At 71.2% G+C, this 21043-nt stretch carries 22 protein-coding genes and 1 pseudogene; 13 read left to right on the top strand and 10 right to left on the bottom strand.

Annotation, left to right across the window (positions count from 1 at the left end; genetic code table 11):
• The first annotated feature begins 23 nt into the window (after positions 1–23).
• Positions 24–947 carry an RNA polymerase sigma-70 factor gene (locus AB0B50_RS02880; protein WP_362324471.1) on the top strand — a complete coding sequence of 308 codons (924 nt, stop codon included), beginning with the start codon at positions 24–26 and terminating at the stop codon, positions 945–947.
• A gap of 2 nt (positions 948–949) precedes the next feature.
• Here AB0B50_RS02880 and AB0B50_RS02875 read toward each other — a convergent pair whose 3' ends face one another.
• The 3 genes and pseudogenes from AB0B50_RS02875 to AB0B50_RS02865 form a co-directional block, all read right to left on the bottom strand.
• A complete protein-coding gene (locus AB0B50_RS02875) occupies positions 950–1474 on the bottom strand; it encodes a hypothetical protein (RefSeq protein ID WP_362324468.1) in 525 nt (174 codons plus the stop codon).
• A gap of 67 nt (positions 1475–1541) precedes the next feature.
• Entirely contained in the window at positions 1542–2579 is a 1038-nt protein-coding gene (locus AB0B50_RS02870) for a CU044_5270 family protein (protein ID WP_362324465.1), read from the bottom strand.
• A 208-nt stretch (positions 2580–2787) separates the two neighbouring features.
• Positions 2788–3282: pseudogene (locus AB0B50_RS02865) on the bottom strand (sigma-70 family RNA polymerase sigma factor); the annotation flags it as partial.
• A 106-nt stretch (positions 3283–3388) separates the two neighbouring features.
• On the opposite strand from AB0B50_RS02865, the gene ctaD reads away from it, so the two are divergent.
• Together ctaD and AB0B50_RS02855 are read left to right on the top strand one after the other, a co-directional pair.
• Complete coding sequence (ctaD, locus tag AB0B50_RS02860) at positions 3389–5137, top strand: cytochrome c oxidase subunit I (RefSeq protein ID WP_362324462.1); 1749 nt, start codon at positions 3389–3391, stop codon at positions 5135–5137.
• Positions 5138–5142: 5 nt separating this feature from the next.
• Positions 5143–5490 carry a hypothetical protein gene (locus AB0B50_RS02855; protein ID WP_362324459.1) on the top strand — a complete coding sequence of 116 codons (348 nt, stop codon included), beginning with the start codon at positions 5143–5145 and terminating at the stop codon, positions 5488–5490.
• Between the two features lie 47 nt (positions 5491–5537).
• On the opposite strand, the gene AB0B50_RS02850 is transcribed toward AB0B50_RS02855, so the two are convergent.
• The 4 genes from AB0B50_RS02850 to AB0B50_RS02835 form a co-directional block, all read right to left on the bottom strand.
• A complete protein-coding gene (locus tag AB0B50_RS02850) occupies positions 5538–6917 on the bottom strand; it encodes an MFS transporter (protein ID WP_362324456.1) in 1380 nt (459 codons plus the stop codon).
• Between the two features lie 168 nt (positions 6918–7085).
• Positions 7086–7511, bottom strand: coding sequence for an NUDIX domain-containing protein (locus AB0B50_RS02845; RefSeq protein WP_362324453.1), 426 nt, complete (start codon positions 7509–7511; stop codon positions 7086–7088).
• A gap of 241 nt (positions 7512–7752) precedes the next feature.
• On the bottom strand, positions 7753–8619 hold the full coding sequence (locus AB0B50_RS02840; RefSeq protein ID WP_362324450.1) for an NmrA family NAD(P)-binding protein: 867 nt from the start codon (positions 8617–8619) through the stop codon (positions 7753–7755).
• Complete coding sequence (locus AB0B50_RS02835; RefSeq protein ID WP_362324447.1) at positions 8616–9113, bottom strand: nuclear transport factor 2 family protein; 498 nt, start codon at positions 9111–9113, stop codon at positions 8616–8618. The genes AB0B50_RS02840 and AB0B50_RS02835 overlap by 4 nt, the downstream gene beginning before the upstream one ends.
• A 107-nt stretch (positions 9114–9220) precedes the next feature.
• Here AB0B50_RS02835 and AB0B50_RS02830 point away from each other — a divergent pair, with 107 nt between their 5' ends.
• On the top strand, positions 9221–9826 hold the full coding sequence (locus AB0B50_RS02830; protein WP_362324444.1) for a helix-turn-helix domain-containing protein: 606 nt from the start codon (positions 9221–9223) through the stop codon (positions 9824–9826).
• Here the strand turns inward: AB0B50_RS02830 and AB0B50_RS02825 are convergent.
• The gene (locus AB0B50_RS02825; RefSeq protein ID WP_362324441.1) at positions 9802–10242 is read right to left on the bottom strand and encodes a nuclear transport factor 2 family protein; all 441 of its coding nucleotides are present in this window, start codon (positions 10240–10242) and stop codon (positions 9802–9804) included. The two genes, AB0B50_RS02830 and AB0B50_RS02825, sit on opposite strands and share 25 nt — an antisense overlap.
• A gap of 459 nt (positions 10243–10701) precedes the next feature.
• On the opposite strand from AB0B50_RS02825, the gene AB0B50_RS02820 reads away from it, so the two are divergent.
• The 3 genes from AB0B50_RS02820 (at position 10702) to AB0B50_RS02810 (ending at position 13475) form a co-directional block, all read left to right on the top strand.
• Complete coding sequence (locus tag AB0B50_RS02820; protein ID WP_362324438.1) at positions 10702–11784, top strand: hypothetical protein; 1083 nt, start codon at positions 10702–10704, stop codon at positions 11782–11784.
• Positions 11781–12566 carry a methyltransferase domain-containing protein gene (locus AB0B50_RS02815; protein ID WP_362324435.1) on the top strand — a complete coding sequence of 262 codons (786 nt, stop codon included), beginning with the start codon at positions 11781–11783 and terminating at the stop codon, positions 12564–12566. Before AB0B50_RS02820 ends, AB0B50_RS02815 begins: the two co-directional genes overlap by 4 nt.
• Positions 12567–12659: 93 nt before the next feature.
• A complete protein-coding gene (locus AB0B50_RS02810; RefSeq protein ID WP_362324432.1) occupies positions 12660–13475 on the top strand; it encodes a LuxR C-terminal-related transcriptional regulator in 816 nt (271 codons plus the stop codon).
• Between the two features lie 69 nt (positions 13476–13544).
• Here AB0B50_RS02810 and AB0B50_RS02805 read toward each other — a convergent pair whose 3' ends face one another.
• Positions 13545–14105 (bottom strand): DinB family protein, encoded by a 561-nt coding sequence (locus AB0B50_RS02805; protein WP_362324429.1) that lies wholly within the window; start codon positions 14103–14105, stop codon positions 13545–13547.
• A 477-nt stretch (positions 14106–14582) separates the two neighbouring features.
• Between AB0B50_RS02805 and AB0B50_RS02800 the strand changes: the two genes are divergently transcribed.
• The 6 genes from AB0B50_RS02800 (at position 14583) to AB0B50_RS02775 (ending at position 20344) form a co-directional block, all read left to right on the top strand.
• Entirely contained in the window at positions 14583–15218 is a 636-nt protein-coding gene (locus AB0B50_RS02800) for an isochorismatase family protein (protein ID WP_362324426.1), read from the top strand.
• Positions 15219–15306: 88 nt separating this feature from the next.
• Complete coding sequence (argC, locus tag AB0B50_RS02795) at positions 15307–16341, top strand: N-acetyl-gamma-glutamyl-phosphate reductase (protein WP_362324423.1); 1035 nt, start codon at positions 15307–15309, stop codon at positions 16339–16341.
• Positions 16338–17495, top strand: coding sequence for a bifunctional glutamate N-acetyltransferase/amino-acid acetyltransferase ArgJ (argJ, locus tag AB0B50_RS02790; protein ID WP_362324420.1), 1158 nt, complete (start codon positions 16338–16340; stop codon positions 17493–17495). Before argC ends, argJ begins: the two co-directional genes overlap by 4 nt.
• 11 nt (positions 17496–17506) lie before the next feature.
• Complete coding sequence (gene argB, locus AB0B50_RS02785) at positions 17507–18415, top strand: acetylglutamate kinase (RefSeq protein ID WP_362324417.1); 909 nt, start codon at positions 17507–17509, stop codon at positions 18413–18415.
• Between the two features lie 83 nt (positions 18416–18498).
• Positions 18499–19629 (top strand): acetylornithine transaminase, encoded by a 1131-nt coding sequence (locus AB0B50_RS02780; RefSeq protein WP_362325062.1) that lies wholly within the window; start codon positions 18499–18501, stop codon positions 19627–19629.
• Positions 19630–19765: 136 nt separating this feature from the next.
• A complete protein-coding gene (locus AB0B50_RS02775; protein WP_362324414.1) occupies positions 19766–20344 on the top strand; it encodes a DUF4232 domain-containing protein in 579 nt (192 codons plus the stop codon).
• A 30-nt stretch (positions 20345–20374) separates the two neighbouring features.
• On the opposite strand, the gene AB0B50_RS02770 is transcribed toward AB0B50_RS02775, so the two are convergent.
• Positions 20375–20899 (bottom strand): GNAT family N-acetyltransferase, encoded by a 525-nt coding sequence (locus tag AB0B50_RS02770; RefSeq protein WP_362324411.1) that lies wholly within the window; start codon positions 20897–20899, stop codon positions 20375–20377.
• Positions 20900–21043: the final 144 nt, after the last annotated feature.

The following is a 21043-nucleotide window of genomic DNA, read 5'->3' as shown; positions in this document are numbered from 1 at the left end:
CCCATCGGCAACAAGGAGTCGGCGTGCGCGAAGTCGAGGAGTTCGAGGAGCTGCGGCCCCTGCTGTTCTCGATCGCCTACCGCATTCTGGGCAGCGTGAGCGAGGCCGAGGACGCGGTGCAGGAGACCTGGCTGCGGTACGCCGGCTCGGCGACCACGCCCACGTCGACCAAGGCCTTCCTGTCCGCCGCGGTCACACGGATCTCCATCGACGTACTGCGTTCCGCGCGGGTGCGCCGGGAGCAGTACGTGGGCCCCTGGTTCCCCGAGCCGCTGCTGAGCGATCCGTATCAGGATCCGGCGCGCTCCGCGGAGTTGGCCGACTCCGTGTCGATGGCGGCGCTGCTGCTCCTGGAGCGGCTCAGCCCGCTGGAGCGGGCGGTGTTCGTGCTGCGGGAGGTCTTCGGCTTCGGGTTCGACGACGTCGCCGCGGCGGTCGAGCGGTCGGAGGCGGCCTGTCGGCAACTGCTCGTGCGGGCGCGGCGGCACATGGAAGCCGGGCGTCCACGCTTCGAAGCCGCCCGCGAGGAACGGGAGGAGCTGGCCTCACGCTTCTTCGCCGCCCTGCGCGAAGGCGACGTCGCCGGCCTCCAGGACCTCCTCGCCGCCGACGTGTCGATGGTCGGCGACGGCGGCGGCAAGGCACCGCAGCTGGCCAGGGCCGTCATCGGCGCATCGAACGTGGCCCGCCTGCTCGCCGCCGTCTTCCCCCGCATGGCCCGCGCCGACGTGACCTTCGAACCGCACGACCTCAACGGCCAGCCGGGCGCGATCTTCCGGGACCGCGACGGCAAGGTGCTCCACACCCTGGCGCTCGACGTCCTCGACGGACGGATCCAGGCGATCCGCTCCGTGATCAACCCCGACAAGCTCGGGCACGTGGGCCCGGTGGCGGACCCCTGGGAGGTCCACCGCGAGGTGCGGCGGGTGCGTCTGCCCGCAGAGTGACCTCACCGCCCCCGCAGCTCCTCCACGACCTCCTTCAGCACCGCCTCCGGAACGTCCGGCAGCATCATCGCGAAGGCCAGCACGAACCTGCCCAGCAGGAAGGTCGTGTCCGGCGTCCTGCGCACGACCTCCTGAACCGCTCTCACGTCCTGTGCCGCGACCGCCTCGAGCAGCGCCCCGGCGTCCGGCCCCGCGCCGTCCTCCGTCAGCACGAACCGGTCGCCGAAGTCGGCCCGGCGCACCATGTGCCGCAGCACTTGGTCCCCCGCCTCGGGCAGATACGCCTTGCGTACGCCTTCGTTGGCGATCCAGCACAGCGCGGACACCAGGTCGGTGGTCTGCTCGTCGGCGCCGAACTCCGCGATCAGGGCGTCGTACGCGAGTTGGTTGCCGTGCCGGAACGCGAGCAGCAATCGGGCCGCCCGCGCCTTGGCCTCGGCCACCTGCTCCTCCGACACCCGCCCCTCGGACGCCTGTTGCTCGGAGACTTCAACCCGATCGCCCGATTCCTGCTTGTTTACGCCCATCTGGCACATGTTAACGATCACCGTGCCGGGTGCTTCAAGCACCCACCCGCCTCGGGGCGGGCCCGGGTCAACGCATCCAGGCGCTGTAAGACATGACGTCCCCGGCCTCCACTCCGTACGCGCGATCGTTCTTGGTCAGCGTGTCCTCCAGGCCGAGCACGGTGCCGCGGACCGGGTTCAGGATCAGCATGCGCCGCAGGCCGTCCGTCTCGTACACGTACGCCTGGCCGGGGCGGCCGAGCCGGTCGGTGACCGCGCCGGCCGGGCGCAGGCCATCGGCGTCGGCGAGGAGGCGGGTCAGCGCCGCCGTCTCGCGCGCTCCCGGCGTCCAGTGGCGGAGGAACATCGCCACGGCGTCCAGGAGTTCACCGGTGCCGGTGAGCGGAGCGGGGTCGCTGGGGCGGCTGAGCGCGGCCAGGTAGGTGCTCAGTCGCCGGGGCGTGTGCGGGGGCCGGGACTGGGGCGGGGCCGTTCCCCGGCTCGGCGGGTAGGTGCGGTCGCTGAGGACCTTGCCGTCACGGACCGTGCGGGGCCCTTCGTCGCCGTCGGCGATGACGGGCTTGCCCGGGTGGCGCGGGTCCGTGGCCACGACCAGTTCCGTGTGGCTGCCGTCCGCCCGCCAGCGGGTGACGCGCTCCTCGGGCAGCGTGATCGGCGCGGCGCCGGAACCCGACCGCACGGCCAGGCTCCAGGTCAGGACGTGTGTGCCCCTGCGCAGCCGCGGGGCACCGTCGGCCGACGCCGCCGTCGCCGCCCGGTCCGCGATCCGGCCGAGCGACAGCGGCTCGGAACCCGCGGTGAGGGTGAGCGGATGGGGCGCGGCTGCGGCGGGCGCGCTGCTCGACCCCGCGAGGACGAGGGCCAGCGCCGCGGCCACGGCGAGCGAGACCATCTCGATGCCCCAGACGAGGCGGCGCACTTGGCGCACCGGGCGTCGCCGCGCACCTCGCGCGCTCTGCGGACCGTGCGCGCTGTACAGGAGCTGGTTCAACTGCCTTTCCGCGTGCGCCGGCAGGGGCCGGTCGTGGAACCGCGGATGGTCGGCGGGCACGGGGTCGGCGCCGCGCAGCGCGGCGAGTTCGTCGTCATGCGTCTCATGAGCCATGGCCGTGGTCCTCCGGAACGGTGGCGCGAATCGCTTCAGGGGCTGGCCGGTCGGCCGGTGCGGGTCGAGCGGTGGGGGTGGTGAGGGTGAGGGGGGTGGAACGGGGTGTGGGGGCGGGACGGGCGATCGGTGCGGCCCTCGCGACGGGCGGCGCATCGCTCGGCGCGGCCGAAACCGTCGGCCCCGTTCCCGCCCCCACGTCAGGGCCCATCCGGTCGATCTCCGCTCTCAGCCGGCGCCGCGCCCGGTGCAACCGCATCGCCGCCGCCCGCGTGCCACAGCCCAACGCGGTCGCGAGCTCCTCCGTGTCCAGCCCCTCCCAGGCGGTCAGGCGGAGCACCTCCTGGTCGGATGCGGAGAGCAAGTCCAGGGCGTCGTGCACCCACTCCCCCGGACGGTCGGCCTCCGGCCCCGCCACCACGTCCCTGCGGTGGCGGGTCTCGTCGTTGCCGATCCGCTCCAACAGGCGCCGTCTGCGCCCGTATCCACGGACCGCGTTCGCCAGGCAGCGCCGCGCTATCCCGTACAACCAGGGCAGAGGACACGGCGGCAGGTCGGCGCGTCGTCGCCAGGCAACGGCGAACACGTCGGCCACCACCTCCTCGGTGTCACTCGTCGGGCCGCCGAGCCGCCGTGCCACGTAGCGGCTGACCGCCCAGTAGTGCTCGCGATAGGCAGCGGCGAAAATTTCGTCGTCGCTCACGGTTACGAAGTGTCCGGCACAGCCCCACGCGTCACACCTTCGGGGTGTGATCCATGTCGCTCCGCGCACCTGTCACAGATCGGCGACCGCCGGACACAGGCGGGACATGGACAGCAACACCGTGATGCCGCCACCCGAGCGCGCCGCCGATTCCGGTTCCGACTCCGTGCGCAAGCCCTCCATGCGTACGACGACACGGCCCCGTCGCCCCGGACTCGTGGTGGTCAAGTGGTTGACCAGCACCGACCACAAGACGATCGGCACGCTCTATCTGGTCACGTCGTTCGCGTTCTTCTGCATCGGCGGCGTGCTCGCGCTCCTGATGCGTGCCGAACTCGCCCGGCCCGGCACGCAGATCATGTCGAACGAGCAGTTCAACCAGGCGTTCACGATGCACGGCACGATCATGCTGCTGATGTTCGCGACGCCGCTGTTCGCCGGCTTCGCGAACTGGATCATGCCGCTGCAGATCGGCGCCCCTGACGTGGCGTTCCCGCGCCTGAACATGCTCGCCTACTGGCTGTACCTGTTCGGCTCGCTCATCGCGGTCGGCGGTTTCCTCACGCCGAACGGCGCGGCCGACTTCGGCTGGTTCGCGTACGCGCCCCTGTCGGGTGCCGTGAGTTCGCCGGGCATCGGCGCCGACATGTGGATCATGGGTCTGGCCTTCTCCGGCTTCGGCACGATCCTCGGCTCGGTCAACTTCATCACCACCATCATCTGCATGCGCGCGCCTGGCATGACGATGTTCCGCATGCCGATCTTCGTGTGGAACGTGCTGCTGACCGCGGTCCTCGCCCTGCTGGCCTTCCCGGTCCTGGCCGCCGCGCTGTTCGCCCTGGAGGCGGACCGCAAGTTCGGCGCGCACATCTTCGACGCGGCCAACGGCGGCGCCTTGTTGTGGCAACACCTCTTCTGGTTCTTCGGCCACCCAGAGGTGTACATCATCGCCCTGCCGTTCTTCGGCATCATTTCCGAGGTCATCCCGGTCTTCTCCCGCAAGCCGATGTTCGGCTACATGGGCCTGATCGGCGCGACCATCGCGATCGCCGGTCTGTCGGTGACGGTGTGGGCCCATCACATGTACGCCACGGGGGGCGTGCTCCTGCCCTTCTTCTCCTTCATGACGTTCCTCATCGCGGTCCCGACCGGTGTGAAGTTCTTCAACTGGATCGGCACCATGTGGAGGGGCTCGCTGAGTTTCGAGACGCCGATGCTCTGGGCGGTCGGCTTCCTGATCACCTTCACCTTCGGCGGCCTGACGGGCGTCATCCTGGCCTCGCCGCCCATGGACTTCCACGTCACGGACTCGTACTTCGTCGTCGCGCACTTCCACTACGTCATCTTTGGCACCGTGGTCTTCGCGATGTTCTCCGGATTCCACTTCTGGTGGCCGAAGTTCACGGGCAAGATGCTCGACGAGCGCCTCGGCAAGATCACCTTCTGGACGCTCTTCATCGGCTTCCACGGCACCTTCCTCGTCCAGCACTGGCTGGGCACGGCCGGAATGCTCCGCCGGGTCCCCGACTATCTGGCGGTGGAGGGCTTCACGGCACTCAACACCGTCTCCACGATCTTCTCCTTCCTGCTCGGCATGTCCCTGCTGCCGTTCTTCTACAACGTCTGGAAGACGGCCAAGTACGGCAAGAAGATCGAGGTCGACGACCCGTGGGGCTACGGCCGTTCACTGGAGTGGACGACATCCTGCCCGCCGCCCCGGCACAACTACGACTCCCTGCCCCGCATCCGCTCGGAATCCCCGGCGTTCGACCTGCACCACCCCGAGGTGCTGCACGCCTCCGAGGCCCTGCCGCAGGCCGAGGCCTCTTCGGGCGAGCAGCGGGCCGTGCGATGACGGCGATGGACGACCGCCCGGTGGACGTGCGCGCCCTGATCAACGAGGTCGAGGGCCACCTCCTCGTCGAGGCGGCCCGCGCCGACGGCCGCACCGCGGCACAGCACTTCACCGCGCGGCTGCCCTGGCTGACGGACACGCAGCGCGAGGAGGTGGAGCGGCACTACACCGAGGAGCACCTTTCGCTGACGCGGCACGGCTGGCAGCAGGTCGCCCGGCGCAGCCACCAACTGCGTTCCGAGTACGAGGAGACGTACCGCTCCCTGCGGCGGCGGCTCGTCGTCGGCAATGTGCTGGGCGCCGCGCTCGCGGTCGTCGTACTCGTTCTCCTCATGGCGAGCGGCCTCTCCTGAACCTCTCGTCTGAACCTCTCGTCTGAACCGCTTGGCTGAACCGCTCGTCACTCGGTGCCCGATGTCCGGGCCAGGACCCGCGGGCGGGGCCGCGTGTCCTTGGAGGGGACGGCCCGCCGGAGGGCGAGGGCGGCGACGAGGCACACGGCTCCGGCGACCGCCAGGCCGGACGACGGGCCGAGCGCGGTCATCAGGCCGGTGGCGGCGGCCAGGGTGAGTGTTTCCACGCTCATCCGCGCCGTGCTGAACAGCGCGGCGCCCGCCCCTCCCCGGTCGGAGGGCACGTACATGAGGGCCTGCCCGTCCGGGACGCCTTCGGTCAGCCCGAGGCACAACCCGATGACCGCGGCCGCGACGAGCAGGGCGGCGGGGCGGCCGGTCAGCTGAAGGGCGGCCGCGGTGGCGGTGCACAGGAACAGCGCGGTCGTCACCAGCGGCCGCGCCCAGCGCCGCGCGATCCGCGCGGCGAGCAGCGGGAGGAGCGTCGACGGCACGGTGAGCAGGCTGAGCACGACCGCCGCCCCGCCCGCGCCCATGTCCTCGGCGGCGCCGAGCCGCGGCAGCACGGCCAGTGCCACCACGAGCATCCCCATGAAGGCACCCGTCGCCAACGCGTACGCACCGTAGGCGGGGATCCGCAGCAGGTCCACGGGGAGCGCGGGGTCGGGGGCACGTCGTTCCACGCGGACGAGTGCGGTCGCGCAGGCCGCCGCGAGGAGGACGAGCGCTGCCGGCACCCACCACGGGACGCCCGCACCGAAGCCCAGTCCGAACGCGGTGACCGCGGCGGCGACGCTCCCCCCGAAGAGAACGGCGCCCATGCGGTCGAACTCCTCGGGCACCTCGGGGCTGCGCAGTCCCGGCAACCCGAGCGTGGCCATGGCCGCGACGGCGGCGACGGCCCCGGGGACGAGGAAGACGAGGGGCCAGCCCCCGACGGCCATGAGGGCCTGGGCGACCACAGGTCCCAGCGCCAGGCTGCTGCCCAGCACGGCACCCGCGTACCCGTACACGCGACGCCGCTCCTGTGGCGGGTACACGGCCAGGACCATCGACGATCCACCGGCCGCGCACACGGCGGCGCCGATTCCGGCGACCACGCGCAGGGCCACCAGGGACGACAGGTCCGGGGCGAGGGCGGACAGGATCCCGGCGACCGCGACGACGACGTTGCCGAGGGCGAAGAACCGGGTGCGGGCACCGCGGTCCGCGATCGCTCCCGCGAGGAGCAGGGCAGCGGCGAACAGCCCGTTGTAGGCGAGGACGATCCAGGCGCCCAGCGCGTCCGGCCCCGGCAACTGGGCGGTCGCTTCGGGGACGACGGCCGTCGAGCCGGTGATGGCGAGCGGGAAGACGGCCGTGGAGATGAGGTCGGCGGCAAGGACACGGCGACGCTGCCGGACGGAGACAGCATCGGAAACAGACAAGGCAAGCATGAAGTGCGCTCCGGAACACGGAAGTCCGAGCGCCACGGAGGCGCTCCTGGCCAGGGCTCAGGAGCGACGGCGAGAACGGGGGTGACGCGCCGTCGCTCTCAGCGACGGCGCACCTTGTCTGAATCGAACGTCACGGGCACAAACTAGCAACACACCCCGCTATGCCGCGAGCGCACCCCGCTCCCGCAGCATCGGCAGGACCTGGTCCCGTACGGCAGGCGCGAGGCGGAGGTCACTCACGTCGCCGAACACCCATCGCAGATGGGCCAGTTCGGCCGCGGGCGCGGGGGTGCGGTCGATGTCCGCCTCGAAGACCGTCATTCTCATGGGTACGTTCTCCAGGGCCGCCACGGCGTCGACGTCCGCCAGGAAGCGGGGGTCCAGGGGCATGACGCCGAGCTCCTCGTCGAGTTCCCGCGTCAGCGCCTGCGTCGGGGACTCTCCCGCGTCCGGTTTGCCGCCGGGCAGGTAGAAGAGGTCGGGGGCCGCCTGCTTGCTGACGACCAGGAGGCGGCCCTCCCGGACGATCGCGGCCGCCACGACGACCAGGGGCTCCTCGTTCTCCGGCACACACTCTTGCTCCATGCACGCTTGCTCCATGCACGCGATTCTCGCAGCCGTGCGGCCCTGCCGGTTCCGGCGTGAGACCTCCGTTGTCCAACCACCGGCCCGCGTCGCCGAGTTCGTCGATCATGGCGCCGCGCAGCGGACCGAGGCCGATGCCGGCCCGCCCCTGCGGGTGGCGCTCGGCGTCGCGCCCCCTCGGCATCGGCGGCCCGGCGGGCATTCTGCCGAGCCGGGGCGGTGCGGCGCATCCGGATTTCCCTCACCGCCGCCAGGCGTCCGCGTGCGCCGCCGCGAAGTCCGCGAACGAGCGCGGCGCACGGCCGGTGACCCGCTCCACCGCCGGACTCGTACGATCCTCCGCACCCGCCGCGATCGCCTCGTCCATCCCCGCGAGCAGCTCGGCGAACCGCACCGGCATACCGGTGGAGGCGAGCCGGTCCCGCATCGTCGCGCCGGAGACGGCGCGGTGGCGGACCGGACGCCCCGCGACACGGGAGATCACCTCGGCGACGTCGGCGTAACTCAGCGCCCGGGGGCCGGTGATGAGGTGGGCCGTGTTGTGCGGATGCTCGTCGGTCAGGGCCCGCGCGCCGACCTCGGCGATGTCGTCGGCGTCGACGAAGGCGATGCGGCCGTCGCCGGCGGCCGTCACGATCTCGTCGTACGCGCGGACGCCGTGGGCGTGGGGATGGTCGCCGGTGAAGTTCTGCATGAACCAGGACGGTTGGAGCACCGCCCACTGCGCGAACCGCTCGCGGATCGCTCCGTACACCTCGCCCAGGCCGCCGTCCGTCTCCGCGATGGCGGAGGAGGCGAGCAGCACGACGCGCTCGACTCCCGCGCGCCGCGCCCGGTCCAGGAACGGGATCAGGTGCGCGGCGGGGTCCGGGGCTGCGGTGGGCGGGACGAGATAGAGACGCCCCACACCCTCCAGCACCGGGGCGTGCGTCGCGGTGTCGTCCCAGTCGAAGCGCCCGGTCTCGAATCCGGCGACGCCCGCCGGCCCGCCTTCCGGCCGTCGGCTCACCGCACGGACCGGGTGGCCCGCCGCGGCCAGCAGGGCGGCGACGCGGCGTCCGGTGTTACCGGTCCCGCCGGTGACCAGAACCCTCCCGCTCTCGCTCATCGCCCGCCCCCCACGAAGGGCGCGTCGGTGCCGCCCGCAATCTCCAGGGCGGTCTGCGGGTTCCAGTAGTCGCGGTAGTGCGTGATGTATCCGTCCTTGACGGTGACGACAGCGACGTACTCCATCTCGAAGTTCCGCCCCGTGCTCACCGAGCGCCCCTCGCCGCGCATCTCGACGACGACGACCTCCGGGTCCGCGGTCACGTGGATCTCGACGTGCGGGATGGCGGCGAGGTCGATGTGGTCGGGATACGCGGTCATGTAGGCACGGACCGCGGACTTGCCGTCGAGGCGGCGTGGGGCGCCGGGCGGGGCGAAGGGGAACTCGAAGACCCCGTCGTCGGCCCAGAGATCCACCCACCCCTCGAAGTCCTTGTCCAGCAGCAGGTCGAGGCCTCGCCGGAAGACGCCCGAGGGCGTGGTGTCCGGCGTCGTCTTGTTCGGCGCATTCGGCGTCGTCTCGTTCGTCGCGTCCGGCGTCGTCATGTTCGTCATGGGAGTGATGCCCTTCCGCATCCACGACCCCGGCCCGCGCTAATATGCGGACCAGCGGTCCGCATCAATAATACGGACCGTTGGTCCGTTTTTCCAGTGGAGGCACCGTGACACCACCCCCGCGCAAGGAGCGGGCCGACGCCCAGCGCAACCGCGAGGCCGTACTGGCCGCCGCCGAGCGGCTGTTCATCGAGCGCGGCGACCCCGATCGCGTGTCCATGGACGAGATCGCGACGGCGGCCGGGGTCGGCAAGGGGACGCTCTTCCGCCGGTTCGGCGACCGCGTCGGCCTCGTCAAGGCGCTCGTCGAGCAGCGCACGGAACAACTGCGGGCCGACGTCGTCACGGGCCCCCCGCCCCTGGGCCCCGGCGCCCCCGCCGACGTGCGCGCCCTCGCCCTCCTCGACGCCATGCTGCGCCTGAAGCTGGAGACGCGCCCGCTGATGCTGGCCCTGGAGGGCGCGGGCAGCGGCAGCCCCTACCAGAACGACACCTACGAGTTGTGGCATACGGAGCTCACGGCTCTGCTCGCCGAAGCCCGCGGCGCCCAGAACGCGGACTTCCTCGCCCATGCCCTGCTGGCCGCCGTACGCAGCGACCTCGTCGAACACCTCAGCGCCAACGGCACCTCGCCGGAAGAGATCCACGACGGGGTGGCGGCTCTTGCCCGTGCGACGCTGGCGGACGGTCAGCCCTCCTCCCCGAACGCCTGAGCCACGGCCAGGCTGTCCTCGTACACGTGGTGCCGTGTGACGAGGCCCTGGTCGAAGGTGAGGTGCAGGGCGAAACGGGCGCGGTAGGCGCGTCCCGTCGAGCGCGCGGTCTGACGGATCTCGCCGAGCACGACGGCGTCGTCGCCGTCGACGAGGATCCGCTCGACCTCGGTGGCCGCCTCTCCAGGGACGTGGGCCTCGGCGAGCTCGCGGTAGTGGGCCTCGGCGTCGGCACGGGTGGCTCGGTGGCGGATCCAGGGGTGGGCGGGGCGACCGTGCTCGGCCTCGGGCCAGTCCAGCTTCCAGTCGCCCCGCTCCGCGTACAGTTCCGCGATGCGCTCGGGGTCGCCCTCGCCGATGCGGCGCAGCAGTTCCCGCACCGCGGCGCGCGTGGTCGTGGGGGTGGTTGTCGACATGGCTGGTCCTCCGATCCGGGCCCCGCGTCCGGCCGAGCGGGGAGATCACCGACTTCAGCAGAGGTGGTGGATCCGCGCGATTACCTCGTGGGTAATCGCGCGGAACACCGTTGATACGCGTTGATACGGGGCGTCGTTCTGCCCGCGGTCAATCAGCAGTTGTTCCCATTCCGGTGACCTGGAGACCGGGCCACCATCAGCGCCATGCCCCGCTATTCGGCGCAACACCACTACGGCCGCCAGTCCATGGGCACCGGCCCTCGGACCGTGCCCCGTCCGGCACGTCCCGGCACCTCGGGACAGGGTTCGCCGACGATGCCGTACGCCGAGCAACCGACCCTGGCCTGGCGTGCCGTCGAGTCCGACGGCACGCCACAAGCCCGTCGGAACAGCGACCCTCCACAAGGCGGCAGACCGTCAAGGGGCCCCGGTACCTCTGCGCCCCTCCCCCAACCTGCCGTGCCCAGTGCCCCGACCGGCACCTACGCGAGCCTTGGCTGCGAGGTCAACACCCTCTCCCCTGAGGCCCTTTACGCGCACTATGAGCGTTCGCGGTTCCTCTACCCGGAGAAGAAGGCCCGGCTGACGCCCTGCCTGCCGCTGATCCTGCAGAACTGGCGCAGGATGTGGGACGCGGGTGAGGCGCTGCAGCGTGTGGTGACGTGCCGCTCGCCCCACGGCGGTCTCGCCGCGATGACGATGTGGTGCAGCACCGGAACCTGCTGGCACGCGCAACATCTGGTCAACTCCGGGCCACCGCAGGCGGCGCGAGCGGTGATGCTGGCCGCTCAGGCGGAGACGATGCGCGAAGGGCGCATCGACATCCTGCAGACATGGTTCCGCCCGGACCACCCCTACGCCGCCCGGACCTTCCGCACGATCGGGCAGGTCCTCCCTCCGGGCACCTCCTCGGTCATCCCGGGTGACTACCTCATGGTGCCGCTGACCGTGGCATGCTCCCTGGCCACGCCGCAGGACCGGGCCGTTTCCGCGGTCCGTGAGATCACCGGTGGTGAACACTCCCCCGCCCTCGTCTCGCTGGCCTCACGCACCCGGGGCAACCTCTACGCGCACGCCGAAGCACTCGCAGAAGACGACCTGCTGTTGGAGTCGGTGGACCGGCTCTACCGTCCTGCGGGGCTGCGGCGCCGACGCAGGATCTGGGTGCAGCCGGCCCCCGGCGGAGGCCTGTCGGCCGCGGCTCTGGCCTACGAGGGGCCGCTGGGGCTCAACCTTTCCTTCCTGGAAAACCGCCTCGACCTGCTCATCGACCCCGCTTTGGGCTCCGTACACGCCGCACGGACGGTCCGCACACTCCTCTCCCGCGCCTGTGCCGCGTACAAGTCCTTCCCGCCCGCGGCGATTCCGGTGATGACCGATGGCATCACGGGTCGGTTCCTGCGCGCGTCGGGTGCCGAGCCGGTGGCTCCGTACTCCCAGGCGATCTGGCACGCCAACGGGTACGGCGCCTGGTACCGCCACATCGAGGACCTCTACCGCCGGCTGCGGGACAGCGCGGAACGCCACGGGGACGGCCCATGAGCGAGTACCTCATGGAGGACGCCCGGGAGGCCGGCCGCCTGGCGGAGAAGGTCGATGCTCCAGGATGGGTGCGCGCGCACCTGTCGCATGTGATGTCCCCGCGCGCCGCGGTGCTCGACGTGGGCGCAGGCCCCGGTCACCTGGCCGACGCCGTCCTGTGTCGGTGGCCTCAGGCGCATGTCGTCGCCCTTGACGGCAGCGCCGAGCGACTGGCCGCGGGGGCGTCGAGGCCCGGCGACTCCGGCCCTCGACGGTGCTGCGCCCACGCCTGCCATCTGCCCTTCGTCTCCGGCACGTTCGATGTGGTCTACGCCCGTCTGCTGCTGCAGTACGTCGCTCAACGCGGCGCCGCGGTGCGAGAGATGGCGCGTGTCACCCGCCCCGGCGGAGCGGTGGTGCTGTTCGACCTCGACGGGCAGCTCATGTGGCACGACCCCCTGCCAGCGGAACTCGGTTCCTTGCTCGCCCGGATACGGCCCGCCCTGTCGGCTGCCGGCTTCGATCCGAACACGGGGCGCAGTCTCTACCGGCTGGCGCGCGAAGCCGGGCTGCGCGGGATCACGGTCCGCGTCGAGCCCTACCACTTGATCGCCGGGCGGGCCGACGCGGCGGAACGCGCGCGCTGGGAGCTGAAGTTGGACATCGCCCGCCCCTTCCTCCATCGCGCGCTCGGGTCGCAGGCCGCGGCCGACCGTGCCGCCTCCCTCTTCCTCGACTTCCTCGACGACGAGAACACCTTGACCTACTGCGTCGCCTTCACCGTCACGGGCCTTTGCCCCTAGCCCTGTTCAGGCATGACGGCGTTCCGACACGGCGGCGAAAGAGAGAAGGCGGCCCACCTGGAATCGATCATCACAGGCGGAAATACTGAAGCCATGAGGGGATTGTCGGTGCGCGACTACGACCAGATGCTCGATCTGGCCTCCGCGCTCTACCACGACCCCGGCCCGGGCCCGTCCTGGCCGCGACTGCTTACGGGCCTCGGGGAGTGTCTGCACGGCACGATCGGTGTGCTGGCGGCCCTCCGGTGGGACGCCGGCGTCGGCCGGATGCTCGTGGGTCGGCCCGAATGGCTCGGTCAGCAGCGGATGGACACCCTCATCACCACCCACATGCGGGCCCATCCCCTCATGCGGATGTACGCGGCCAGTCACAGCACCACCCCACTGACCCTCAACGACGTCGCCGACGCAAGCTGGTGGCGCAGCGAGGCCCACCAGGTCGGCCGTGACGCCATTGGCGTCACCCAGCAGCTCGCCCTGCCGCTGCGCGCCCCGCCCGGCGTCATCCGCACCCTGGTCATCGGCCGCGACGGCACGGATTTCAGCGAGCGGGACCGGGCCGTCGCACGACGCCTCCAGCCGCTACTGATGGGCATCGACAGCCACCTGCGGCAGTTGGACGTGCTCCGCCGGTCCGTTCCGGCCACCTCCGCGCCGAGGACACCGGAGCTGCGCGCCGCCGAGCACGGCATCACACCGCGCGAACTGACGGTGCTGACCCTGCTGGCACAGGGCCTCACGGCCGCGGCGAGCGCCCGCAGGCTGTGCATCAGCGTGCACACCGTGCTCAAGCACCGCGAGAACCTCTACCGCAAGCTCGGCTCCCACGACCGCCTCACCACGGTGCTGCTCGCACAGGAACGCGGCCTGCTGCCGACGTTCTCGGCCGTCGGTCGACAGGAGTGCTGATCCGGCGCATGCGCAGTCCCGACTCCGCCACCTGCCGGGCGTTCGACGAGACGGGGTGACTGTGACCGGCTACTGACCCACCCGGCCGTCGACGCACTCGCGCAACAGATCGGCGTGCCCGGCGTGACGCGCGTACTCGTCGATCCTGTGCACCATCAGCTCCCGCACCGCGATCCGGTCCTTGCCGACACGCTCACCGAGATCCGCGTACACGGCCAGGGCAGCATCGGTCGCGGCCTGCTCGCGCTCCAGATCGGCGTACGCGGCGTCGACGACGGCCTGGTCGGCGACGGCTCCGTGGAAGTCCGCATCCTTCACGCCGTACAACTTCGGCAGCGGCTCACCGTCCCCGATCCAGTTGCGCCAGTCCCGCTCCACCTCGGCGAGGTGCCGGATCAGGCCGAGCAGCGACATCGTCGACGGCGGAACCGAACGCCGCGCCAGTTGCTCCGGGTCCAGGCCCTCGCACTTCATCCGCAACGTCGTGCGGTAGCTCGTCAGGAAGTCCAGCAAGGTCGCGAGCTCGCCGTCCGGACTGGGCCCGTTGTTGTCACGGGGGTCGTCCTCCGGGTCGGTCCACATGTCGGGGTAGACGGTCGCCTGGGTCCATCGCGCGGGTCGATCAGCCATGCGGCCATGGTTGTCCGCGGGTGGCCGGGCTCGCCACTGGTTTGTTCTTCAAGCTTGCCTGCCGGCTTCGGCTTCTCGAAGAAGGGCAAGCTGTGCACCTGCCTCGACGGCCACTGGCGCCGAGGCCCCACGGCCACTCGCCCCTCACTCCCCTCCCCCCACCCGACGGCTGGTCGCGTGCTCGGCACCTCCGGCACCTGACCACACTCGCGACCCAGCCGATCTTAGGTTAGGCTGCCCTAACCAACAAGGTCGTTCGGGTACGGCCGCGGCCGCCACACCCGGAGCCGTGCGCGCACAGCGAGCCCACGGGCAACTCGGACATTCCGATGGGCAGTTGTGCGCCATGGTGACGGAGCCCGCCTGGGGCGATGCACTTAGGTCAGGCTAAGCTAAGTTCGCTGCGCGGGGCGGCATCGCAGGTGCGTCACAGGGGAGGGAACGTCCTTGAGCTTGCCGGTCATCGACCCATATCCCATGCCTGGGCCCTCCGCCATCCCGCCCTCGCGCGCCGCATGGAAAATCGATCCGGCACGTGCGGCGCTGCTCGTCCAGGACATGCAGAACCACTTCGTCGGGGCGTTTCCGGCAGGGCTCTCCCCCGTCGCGGAGCTGATAGAGAACGTCGTCGCCCTGCGCGAACTCGCGGGAACGCTCGGCATGCCCGTGATCTTCAGCGCCGAGCCCGCCGGGCAGTCGCCGGGCCAGCGCGGGCTGATGGCCGACCTATGGGGTCCCGGGATCGGCGTGGAACCCTCCGCCGCCGCCATCGTCGCGGACCTCACCCCCAGACCCGGCGAACACCTGCTGGACAACGTGCGCCCCAATGCCTTCCTCCGCAGCCACCTCGGCAGGCTGCTGCGATCCGCGGGCCGGGACCAGCTGATCGTCTGCGGGGTGTACGCGCACTTCGGCGTGTTACTGACCGCGATGGACGCCTTCATGCACGACATCCAGGCCTTCGTCGTCGCCGACGCGATCGCCGACTTCTCCGCCGAGGACCACTTCATGGCGCTGCGCTGGGCCGCCCGCAGCGGCGTGGTCCGCAGTACCGACCGCATGCTGCACGACCTCCTGGTCGGCAGAGCCACCCAAGGCGCTCAGCAGGCATGACTCGCTCCGGGCCCCGGGCTGGTGACCGGGCATCGCACCTTCACCATCCAGCAGGACCATCCAGCAGGCACGACGAAAGACGAGGGACATGACGGCACGCGTCGCGGTGGCCGGAGCCAGTGGCTACGCCGGCGGGGAGATCCTGCGCCTGCTGACGGCACACCCCGAAGTGGAGGTCGGAGCGGTCACCGCGCACAGCAGCGCGGGCCGACCGCTCGGGGAGGTGCAGCCGCAGTTGGGGGCGCTCGCCGACCGCGTGCTCGTGGAGACGTCGGCCGCGTCGCTGCGCGGACACGACGTGGTGTTCCTGGCCCTGCCGCACGGCCAATCGTCCTCGCTCGCGCGCGAGTTGGAGCCGGAGACGCTGATCGTGGACTGCGGTGCGGACTTCCGGCTCCGGGACGCCGGGGACTGGGAACGTTTCTACGGGTCGCCGCATGCCGGTACCTGGCCCTATGGGCTTCCCGAACTTCCCGGCGCGCGCGAGGAGTTGAAGGGGAGCAATCGTGTCGCCGTACCCGGTTGCTATCCGACCGCGGTGACCCTCGCGTTGTATCCGGCCTTCGCCGCGGGGCTGGTGGAGCCGGAAGCGGTGATCGTCGCCGCGAGCGGGACCTCGGGCGCCGGGCGGGCCGCCAAACCGCAGCTGCTCGGGTCCGAAGTCATGGGGTCCATGAGTCCGTACGGCGTCGGAGGCGGGCACCGGCACACTCCCGAGCTGACACAGAACCTGTCGCGCGTGGCGGGTGAGCGCGTGACCGTCTCCTTCACGCCGACCCTCGCGCCGATGCCCCGCGGCATCCTCGCCACCTGCTCGGCGCGTCTGAGGGCGGACGCCGCCCTGGCCGCGCGGGCGGCTCGGGAAGCGTACGAAGTCGCGTACTCCGACGAATCGTTCGTGCGTCTGTTGCCCGAAGGGCAGTGGCCACGCACCTCCGCCGTACTCGGGTCCAACTGCGCGCACGTCCAGGTGACCGTGGACGAACACGCCGGCCGACTCATCGCGGTGAGCGCGATCGACAACCTCACGAAGGGCACCGCGGGTGGCGCGGTGCAGAGCATGAACGTCGCCCTCGGCCTTCCGGAAGGCCTGGGCCTGCCCACGAATGGAGTGGCTCCGTGACCGTGACCGCTGCACAGGGATTCCTCGCGAGCGGCGTGGCCGCCGGGATCAAGGAATCCGGTGACGCCGACCTGGCCCTGGTGGTGAACCGCGGCCCGTCGCGTGCGGCCGCCGGTGTGTTCACCTCCAACCGGGTCCAGGCCGCCCCCGTCCGGTGGTCCCGGCAGGCTCTGTCCGACGGACGGCTGGCCGCAGTCGTCCTCAACTCCGGTGGCGCCAACGCCTGTACGGGGCCTTCGGGCGCCGAGGACGCGCGCAGGACGGCCGAGCACACGGCGCGCGCCCTGGGCGTCGGCGTGGTGCCGGACGAGATCGCGGTGTGCTCCACCGGACTCATCGGTGTTCCGCTGCCCATGGACAAGGTCACCTCGGGGATCGACGCCGCGGCCGCGCGGCTCTCGCCCGAGCGGGGCGAGGAGGCAGCCGTCGCGATCAAGACGACGGACTCGGTCCACAAGACGGCCGCGGCATCCGGACCCGGCTGGACGGTGGGCGGCATGGCGAAGGGTGCGGGCATGCTCGCGCCGGGTCTCGCCACCATGCTGGTGGTGCTGACGACGGACGCGGACCTGGCCGCCCCTGCGCTCGACGCCGCACTGCGCGGCGCCGTGCGCACCACCTTCGACCGGGTGGACTCCGACGGCTGCATGTCCACCAACGACACCGTGCTGCTGCTCGCCTCGGGCGCCTCGGGGGTGACTCCGGGCCAGGCCGCCTTCGAGGAGGCCGTGCACGCCGTATGCCTGGATCTGGCACGGCAGTTGATCGAGGACGCGGAGGGCGCTTCCAAGGAGATCGAGGTGCAGGTCGTCGGCGCGGCGTCGGAGGACGACGCCGTGACGGTGGGCCGGTCCATCGCCAGGAACAACCTCCTCAAGTGCGCCCTGCACGGGGAGGACCCGAACTGGGGCCGGGTGCTCTCCGCGATCGGCACGACCGACGCCGTGTTCGACCCCGACCGTCTCGACGTCGCCGTCAACGGCGTCCGGGTGTGCAGGGACGGCGCGGCCGACGAGCCCCGCGACAAGGTCGACCTGTCGGCGCGCCACGTCACGATCACCGCCGATCTGCGCTCCGGCGACGCGTCCGCGGTGATCTGGACCAACGACCTCACCGCCGAGTACGTCCACGAGAACAGCGCGTACAGCTCATGAACGGGATCACCATGAACGGGATCACACAGATGCTTGCGCGGTTCCAAAGCCGGGTCGTCGTCATCAAGTTCGGCGGCAACGCCATGGTGGACGAGGACCTCAAGCGGACGTTCGCCGAGGACGTGGTGGAGCTGCGCCGCGCGGGCCTGCACCCCGTCGTCGTCCACGGCGGCGGCCCGCAGATCAGCGCCATGCTCGACCGGCTCGACCTGGAGGTCCGCTTCGAGACGGGCCTGCGCGTGACGACCCCCGAGGTCATGGACGTGGTCCGGATGGTGCTCACGGGCCGGGTCCAGCGGGAGCTGGTCGGGCTGATCAACGCACACGGGCCGTACGCGGTGGGCATGACCGGCGAGGACGCCCACACCCTGACCGCCGTGCGACGGCCCGCGTGGGTGGACGGCGAACCGGTGGACATCGGACTCGTCGGCGACATCGTCGAGGTGAACCCGGACACCGTGCACTCGCTCCTGGAACGGGGCCGGATCCCCGTGGTCTCCCCCGTGGCCCGGGGCAGGGACGGAGAGGTCTACAACATCAACGCCGACCTCGCCGCCGCGGCGCTGGCCGAGGCGCTGGACGCGGAGAAGCTGGTGATGCTGACCGACGTCGAGGGGCTGTACGCCGACTGGCCGCGCAGCACCGAGGTCGTCGAGCGGCTGACGAGCAGTCAGCTGGAGAAGCTGATGCCGGAGTTGGAGAGCGGGATGCTCCCCAAGATGGAGGGGTGCCTGCGCGCCGTCCAGGCCGGTGTCCGCGCGGCGCACGTCCTGGACGGCCGGGTGCCGCACTCGGTACAGCGCGGCGTCTTCACCGGCGGCACCGGGACCACGGTCGTCCCCGACGACGAGGGCCGTCACGGTCACGAGGGCCGTCACAGCCACGAGTACCGCACGGACCAGGAGGCGCGCTCCGCATGACGACCCTCAGCCAGGACCTGGCCGCCCCGCCGACCGGCACGACCGACGCCCCCGCTCCGCTCACCGACCGCTGGCGTGCGGTGATGATGGACAACTACGGCACCCCTCCCCTGGCCCTCGTCCGCGGCGAGGGATCCACGGTGTGGGACGAGTCGGGGCGTGCGTACACCGACTTCGTCGGCGGGATCGCGGTGAACACGCTCGGCCACGCCCACCCCGCCGTCGTCTCGGCGGTGAGCGCGCAGGTGGCCCGGCTCGGGCATGTCTCCAACTTGTACGTCGCCGAGCCGCCGGTGGCGCTCGCCGAGCGGCTTCTTCGACTTCTGGGACGGCCCGGCAGGGTGTTCTTCGCCAACTCCGGCGCGGAGGCCGTCGAGGCGGCGTTCAAGGTGGCCCGGCGGACCGGGCGGACCCGCATGGTGGCCGCCCGGGGCGGTTTCCACGGCCGCACCATGGGCGCGCTCGCCCTGACCGGACAGCCCGCCAAGCGCGAGCCGTTCCTGCCGCTGCCGGGTGAGACGTCCCATGTGCCGTACGGGGACACGGATGCCCTGAGGGCGGCGGTCACGGAGGCCACCGCCGCCGTCGTCATCGAGCCGGTCCAGGGCGAGGCCGGTGTGATCACGCCGCCCGAGGGATATCTGCGTGCGGCGCGCGAGATCACGCGAGCCGCCGGTGCGCTGCTGGTGCTCGACGAGGTCCAGACCGGGATCGGGCGCACGGGCCACTGGTTCGCCCATCAGGCCGTGGAGGGCGTCGACCCCGATGTGGTGACGCTGGCCAAGGGGTTGGGCGGTGGGTTGCCGATCGGTGCGACGGTCGCCTTCGGCACGGCCGCCGATCTGCTGACTCCGGGGCAGCACGGCTCGACGTTCGGCGGCAATCCGGTGGCGTGCGCCGCCGGGCTCGCCGTCCTGGAGACCGTCGAGGCCGAGGGGCTGCTCGCGCACGTCGTCCGCCAGGGCGAGCGACTGCGGCGCGGCATCGAGGCGTTGGGGCATCCCCTGGTGAACGAGGTGCGGGGCGTGGGGCTGTTGCTCGGCGTCGGCCTGACCGAGCCCGTCGCGGCACGGGTCCAACGGGCGGCGCAGGACGCGGGGTTCCTCGTCAACGCCGCAGGCGACACGACGGTGCGTCTCGCGCCCGCGCTGACGGTCCCGGAGTCCCAAGTGGACGCGCTCGTCGGGGCATTGCCGGGGATTCTCGGCGCCTAGCGGTGGCGGTCGGCGGTGCCGCCTCGGCGGGCCGTGAGGTCCGTGCGGTCGATATGCCTGTGACAGAACGAAGACGTCGCCATGGACCGCCTGCAACTCGGTGCGAGATACAAATATTTCCGACCGCACGTAGCGCATGGACCGCACGCACCGCACGCACCGCAGGCACTGCACATCTTCCTGGGGGAACACCAGGAAGCCCACCCGCATCGCCGCTCTCGCCGCCCTCGGCGTCGCCGCCACCCTCTCGCTCACCGCCTGCGGCGGCGACTCCGGGACGGGCTCCTCCGCCAAGGGCTCCTCGTCCTCACCCTCGTCCACTTCCTCTTCGTCTTCTTCATCTTCTTCGTCTTCTTCGGCTTCTTCGTCTTCTTCGGCTTCTTCGTCTTCTTCGTCTTCTTCTTCGTCCTCGGACGGTGGCTCGAAGGCGGAGGGCGGCTCGGGCTCCGGTGAGGACGCCGACAACACCTCGAACCCCATCGAGCGCGGCCAGGCCCAGCCGCGCGTCACCACCCTCAAGCCCGGCGACGCCGCCGTCTTCAACCTCGCCTACACCATCGACACCAGCGGCGAGAGCCTCGCGAGCCCGACCAACATCGAGGTGACACCCCCCAACGAGACCCACAGCGTGACCCTGGAGTGGCCCTCGGGCGCGGGCGACATCAAGGGCGCCTACACCGACGTCCAGGTCTACCCCACCCACACCACCCACTAGGCGTGGCGAGCGCCCGTCCTTGCACCGCCCTCACAGCACCCGGGCCAGGACTCGTGAATTCCGGCGCGGATCCAGGCACTTGGCCCACGCCGCCGGCGCCTGACTTGCCGAGGACGGGACGAAACCGTGGCGGAGGAACAGGTCGCCGCTTCCCGTCGTTGCCGTGAACAGTGCGCCCAGCGACAGGGATTGAGCCCTGGCCAGTGCGGCACGCAGGAGCAGGGCCCCCACTCCCCGACCCTGACTGCGGGCGGCGACACAGAAGTTGAACAGGACACCCATGGCCGGCCTGTCGCCCCCGGGGGCGACCTCGTGAACCTTCAGGCCCACGCATCCGTCGAGGGTGCCGTCACCGGCGTCCACGACCAGGAAGTCGGCCGCGTCCGCGACGTAGAAGGAGCAAGGGCGTTCACGCAGCGCGCCCGAGAGGACGAACGGCCGGGACAGGGTCATCAGCGCGGCGGCGTCCCTGCGACAGCCGGAGCGTACGGCGAGGGCGGTGGGCGCGGGGGCGCGGGCGGGCCCTTGCACGGGGAGCGGGGCAGCCGTGATCACGGGTTCTCTTTCCTCACAGCCCTGGCGTTCGCTGAAGTCGGCTCGTGCACCATGCCACCCAGGGCTCGCTAAGGTTAGCCTTGCCTAAGTGACCTTCGCAAACGAAACCGCCTCCCGGAGCGGTCACTCCGGAGAAGTCGCTCC

The organism is Streptomyces sp. NPDC041068 (genome assembly GCF_040647455.1).
In the GTDB taxonomy this organism is placed as follows: Bacteria; Actinomycetota; Actinomycetes; order Streptomycetales; family Streptomycetaceae; genus Streptomyces.
Note: the sequence above shows the minus strand (reverse complement) of the source record. Positions and strands in the feature narration are given on the sequence as shown.